Annotated in this window: 3 protein-coding genes and 1 pseudogene; 2 read left to right on the top strand and 2 right to left on the bottom strand. The window is 68.8% G+C overall.

Annotated features, from left to right (window positions below; genetic code table 11):
• The coding region (locus tag C3488_RS39055; protein WP_107528768.1) for a hypothetical protein at positions 1–2,397 on the bottom strand (2,397 nt) is incomplete at its 3' end.
• Positions 2,398–2,702: 305 nt separating this feature from the next.
• Here C3488_RS39055 and C3488_RS39060 point away from each other — a divergent pair.
• Positions 2,703–3,388, top strand: a pseudogene (locus tag C3488_RS39060) (IS5 family transposase); the annotation flags it as partial.
• A gap of 31 nt (positions 3,389–3,419) precedes the next feature.
• Here the strand turns inward: C3488_RS39060 and C3488_RS39065 are convergent.
• Positions 3,420–4,591, bottom strand: a protein-coding gene (locus C3488_RS39065) for an IS3 family transposase (protein ID WP_374955495.1) whose coding sequence is annotated in 2 segments (ribosomal slippage) — positions 3,420–4,315 and positions 4,315–4,591 — 1,173 coding nt in all. Because the reading frame shifts where the segments join, the coding sequence is not laid out codon by codon here.
• 209 nt (positions 4,592–4,800) lie between these two features.
• Between C3488_RS39065 and C3488_RS39075 the strand changes: the two genes are divergently transcribed.
• A partial coding sequence (locus tag C3488_RS39075; protein WP_181139377.1) for a hypothetical protein occupies positions 4,801–5,420 on the top strand: 620 nt, incomplete at its 3' end.

The raw sequence follows: 5,420 nt of genomic DNA on the forward strand, positions 1-5,420 counted from the left end.
GGTGCTCGCCTTCGCGTAGACGACGACGTTGCCGTCGTCCTGCACGGTGGCGTACGCCCCCGGGTTGCCGTAGGTCCGGCTCGACCACAGGGCGCCGCCGGTGCCGGGTCCGCCGCCGTTCTTGTAGACCACGAGGTTGCCGTCCGTCTGCATCACCGCGTACGCACCCGGGTTGCCGCCGGTCCGGCTCGACCAGAGAGCCTGGCCGACACCCTTGCCGGTCTTCAGGTACGCCACGAGGTTGCCGTCCGTCTGCATGGTCAGCGTCATCGTGGCGCTGCTCAGGCTGTGGCCGGGGGACAGTTGCTGTCCGGGGTACATGAAGGAGCCTGCGGCCGGAGCGGGGGGCGAGGCGGGGATGTGCGGGTCGACGAGGTGGATGTTCTTCCCGCTGTCCACGTAGGCGATGCCGCCCTGGTACTTGTCGACGGCCCAGGTCACCCTGCGGTCGTCCGCGACGGGTCCGCCGGGCAGGTCGGCCAGGTCGCTGGTGACGGCCGTGTCGGTGTGCACGTCGGTGAACGTGAGCTTGCCCGCCGCCGTGTCGTGCTCGACGACGAACCCGTCACCGAGCTGGGCGAGGCCTGCGGGGACGGGGATGTCCTTGCCGGTGGCCAGGTCCCACACGCCCGCCGGGCCCGACGTTCCGCACGACCAGTACACCCAGTGCTGGGCGGCCGACTGCAACTCGCTGGGCACGCACGGCGCGCCGGTGGCGATGCTCTGGACGGTGCGCCGGGTGGTGAGGTCGATCTGGGTCAGGGTGCCCGCGGTGGTTCCGGGGACCCACACCGTGGAGCCCGCCAGCGCGGCGGCGGTGACGGGCCGGCTGAAGAGCACGTGGCTGTTGCCGCCCGCGTCCGCGTCACCGATGTACTGCTTGTTCGTGGAGCCGCCGTTGTAGACCACGTAGCGGCCCTCGGCGTCGATGAGGGTGCCGCCGGTGGCGCCGGGGGTGACCAGGACCGCGGAGCTGCCCGGGCTCTGCACGGTGACGGCGTCGCCCTGGGCGTTCGCGTTGGACCACAGCTGCGAGATGTTTCCGTCGCCGGTGGCGATGGGCGAGTTGCAGGTGGCCGTGGAGTCGCAGTCGGTGGGCGCGAAGGGCTGGCCGAAGTACCACTCGGCGCCGTAGGAGGGCGGGGAACCGAGCTGCACGGTCCGGTCGTAGACATAGTCTCCGCCGGCCGACAGGCGCCGGATCATGAACAACTCCCTGTTGCCCAGAGCCAGGCCGTCGAGGGGAGCGGGCACGGCGGGATCGGAGTCCACGGCGGTCCCCACCGGGGTGCCGTCCGGCCCGGCGGTGAACAGGCGGGCCGCCCAGTCGGTGGCGGACGAGCCGCCGACGGCGACGACCCCGCCCGGCGCCTGCCTGACGGTGTTCATGTTGGCGTGGCCCAGGACCGGGGTGACCGTGGTCGAGCCGGACAACGGCATCGCGTAGAGCGGGTAACCGAGGACATCGTTCTCTGTGTACGCACCAGAATGCGAAACCGAGTAGGTCATCAGCAGGGAGTCACCGGCGATGCCCATGAACCGCAGCCCGCTGCTGTACCCGCTGCCCAATGGCGCCGGCGGTACCTGGATGACGCTCTCGGGTCCGCCGGGGGCGGAGCGGGACACTACGTGGACCTGCCCCGCCGATCCGATCCCGTCGGCTCCGTACCACGAATACGAGGCGATGTACTTGTCGGACAGCACGACGCGGGCGTAAGGGGCCAGTGTCCCCGTGACCGGTGTGACCGCACCGGTCGCCAGGTCCACCAGCGCCAGCCGGCTCTCGGTGGTGCCGTTCGTGCTCTCGGTGTAGCGCAACACCACCGAGTCCGCGTCCCCGGCCATCACTACTGCCTGCAGTGTGGCGTCTTCGGGCCAGCCGGTGACCGGTGTGTCGGTCTGCTGCCCGTCCGCCATGCCGAGCACATGAAAGCCCGCCACGGTTCCGTCCGCGGCCTTGGTGACCGTCAGCAAGCGCGAGCCGAAGGTTCCCAGATAGCTCTGGCCGGCCCCGGGGGTGATGGTGGTGGTCGTTCCGGAGTCCATGTCGTGTAGGTGGTACCCGTCGGTCGACGGGGTTGCCACGATGTCGGAACCCGCACCCCAGTAGCCGGGTAGAGGACTGTTGCTCTTGACCTCGGGCATCGGGATGTCCGGTGCACCCGCATATTTCGTCCATACGTAGGTGGACTGCGTGTCGGACCGGTGCAGGAATCCGCCTGTGCCGGCGAAGACGACGACGTCGCCGGGCGGATTGTGCAACAGAGCGGCCGGTATGACCGTCTCGGTGGGGGTGTCGGCCGAGGCCGTCGCCGCGGTCAGCGGCAGTACCCCCGAAGTGAGGGCGAACGTCGCGGCGACCGCGATGCATCCGCTCCTCAGGGTGTGTTGGGCCACCCATTCCTCCTTCACGGTGGGGCATGGGTGACATCCGGCCGACGGCCCAAGGCTCAGGGTGGCTCGGGTGGTTGAGGCCCCACTGTCGCCACGGCGCCCGAGCCCTCGGTCACCATGCCCCCCATGCGAGGGCGAGGTTAACGGACCCAGACCGTCCGGAAACAAGCGCCCCACCCAGTGCACGACTCACCAGAGGTAGCCCCTTCGGCCTTCCCGGCCGCGTGTGCTCTTACAACGGCTAACACAATGAGGTGGTCGAGCGGTGGTGTCCGTGTCTGGATGGCGAGTTGAGCGTTGTCGGATGCGTGGGGGCATCACCGTGGATTGTGTCGGATGAGCTGTGGGCTCGGATCGAGCCACTGTTGCCGAGGCGGGAGCGCAGGTTTCGGTATCCGGGCCGGAAGCCGTTGCCGGATCGGCAGGTGCTGTGCGGGATCCTGTACGTGCTGCACACGGACATCCAGTGGGAGTACCTACCGAAGGAGCTGGGGTTCGGTTCGGGGATGACGTGCTGGCGCCGACTGAGGGACTGGAACGAGGCCGGGGTCTGGCAGCAGCTGCACGAGGTCCTGCTCGCCGAACTGAACGCGGAACGGAAGCTGGACTGGTCCCGCTGCGTGGTCGACTCCTCCCGCGTCAGGGCGCTAAAAGGGGGAGCCACACGGGCCCGTCGCCGGTCGACCGGGGCCGGGCCGGCTCCAAGCACCACCTGATCACCGACGGACACGGCACTCCACTCGCCGTCATCCTCACCGGCGGCAACCGCAACGACGTCACCCAGCTCCTGCCCCTGCTGGATGCCGTCCCGCCCGTCCGCGGCCGCGTCGGCCGGCCCCGCCGCAGAGCGGTCACCCTCTACGCGGACCGCGGCTACGACCACGACCGTTACCGCAAGGAGGTCCGCGCCCGGGGCGTGGTGCCCGCCATCGCACGGCGCGGCACCGAGCACGGCTCCGGCCTGGGCGTCTACCGGTGGGTGGTCGAGCGGACGGGGCTTCCACCTTGATCGTGGACACCGGTTGTCATGCGGCGATGGCCAGCGTAGTTGATCTCTGTTCGAAGGCGACCGGCGCGAGGTAGCCGATCGTGGAGTGCCTGCGCCGGTGGTTGTAGAAGCCTAGCCAGCGGAAGACTGCGAGCCGGGCGGCTCGTGCGGTCGGCCAGCCGTGCCGGTCGGGAAGGATCTCCCGCTTGAGCGAGGCGAAGAACGACTCCGCGGCGGCGTTGTCCGCGGAGGTGCCGACCGCTCCCATGGATCGGAGGCTCCCGGCCTGGTGGCATGCGTCGGCGAACGCCTTCGACCCGTACTGAGCCCCGTGATCGCTGTGGAAAATGACGCCGTCCACCTGTCCGCCGCGAGTGCGGACGGCCGCGTTGAGCGCGTCGGTGACGAGCTCGGCTCGCATGTGATCGGCCATCGACCAGCCCAGCAGGCGACGGGAGAACACGTCGATGACTGTGGCCAGATACAGGAACTTCCCGCCGGCGATGGGCAGATAGGTGATGTCACCGACCCATGCCCGGTCGGCGGCGGATGCGGTGAAGTTCCGCCGCAGCAGATCGGGCACCGCCTGGGCAGCGGGATCCGGGATCGTGGTGCGGTGTCGCCGCTTCAACCTCCGCCCCTGGATGCCGTGTTGGCGCATGAGCCGCTCGATGCGCTTGCGGTTCACCATCACACCGCCCTCGCGGAGCTCGGCGGTGATCCGCTTGGCGCCGTACGTCTTCCCGGACTCTGTGTGGACCTTGCGTATCCGCCGGGTGAGCGCCGCGTCGGCGGCCTTCTTCGCGGCCCGCGCCGGGGCGGTCTTCAGCCACCGGTAGAACCCGGACCGGGACAGATTCAGCACGGTGCACAGCCGCTTCACGCCGAAGGCGTCGCGATGGTCGGCGACGAACTCGAAGCGGCTCACCAGTTAGTCTCGCCCGCAAAATACTTGGCCGCCCGGCGCAGGATGTCACGTTCCATCTCCAGCTCGCGGACCTGCTTGCGCAAGGCCGCGATCTCCGCGTCCTTCGTGGACTCGGCGAGCGCCTCGGGCCGCTCGGCGTTCTCCGCGGTCTTGATCCACTGCCGCAGCGTCTCGTGGTTCACGCCGAGTTCGGCAGCGATGCGTGAGACGGGCCGGCCCGACGAACGACCCAGCGCCACCGCGTCGGCCCGGAACTCCGCCGAGTACTTGTAGGTCCCCACTCGGGACTCCTCTCCCTGCATTCAAGATCCAGTGTCGAGGTGTCCACGATCAAGGTGGAGGGCCCAGGTTGTCGCGGATTTCGACCAGACGCGGGCGCTGGGTGGCTTCGGGACGGAGCAAGGAGCAGCGGACGCAGGCATGCATCGTGGATGCAGGCGGTTCCGAATGCGCGTCCGCAGATGCCGATCGAGAGCATCCGCTTCTCGAAGTGGCCGAGGAACTGGTCCCACTCTTCGGCGGTGGGCGTCCGGTATTCCTCCGCAGGTCGCAGGGCCCGACGGCGGGCGATGAAGGCTCGATGGGCTTCGATCGCATCGTGTGGGTAGATCGCGGTCCGAAACCCCGTCGAACGGCAGGGCTGCCAGCACCTACGATGACATCCGTGCAACCGCTGTGGTTCGAGTTCGATGAACACGACAAAACCCCGGAGAACTGCGACACGTCCCAGCGCGAGTTCCTGCGCCTGGTTCGAGAGGGCGCCGAGCTATGGCCCTGTCGGCCCAGCGACACCTACGTACTGTTCTTCCCCCGTGACGAACTCGATGAGGACGGCAACACCGCGGAGCACGACGAGATGCGTCTCGTGGTGAACCTCAGTCATCAGCGAGTGCACTTCCTTGCACTCGGTGCCTCCCTGGAAGCGGACACCGTACGGTGCAGTGAACTGCACGTCTGCAACTTCGCGTTGACGCAGGAGCGCCCGGACATCGTGTCGCGCGAGCGTACCGGACCGGTCGAGGACCTGGCGGCCTTCACCACCGACTGGATCGGCGAGATCCTGCGCCGACCGACGCTGCGGTACGACGGCCGCCGATACCCCCCGGGCTG

Source organism: Streptomyces sp. Ru72, from assembly GCF_002920635.1.
In the GTDB taxonomy this organism is placed as follows: domain Bacteria; phylum Actinomycetota; class Actinomycetes; order Streptomycetales; family Streptomycetaceae; genus Streptomyces.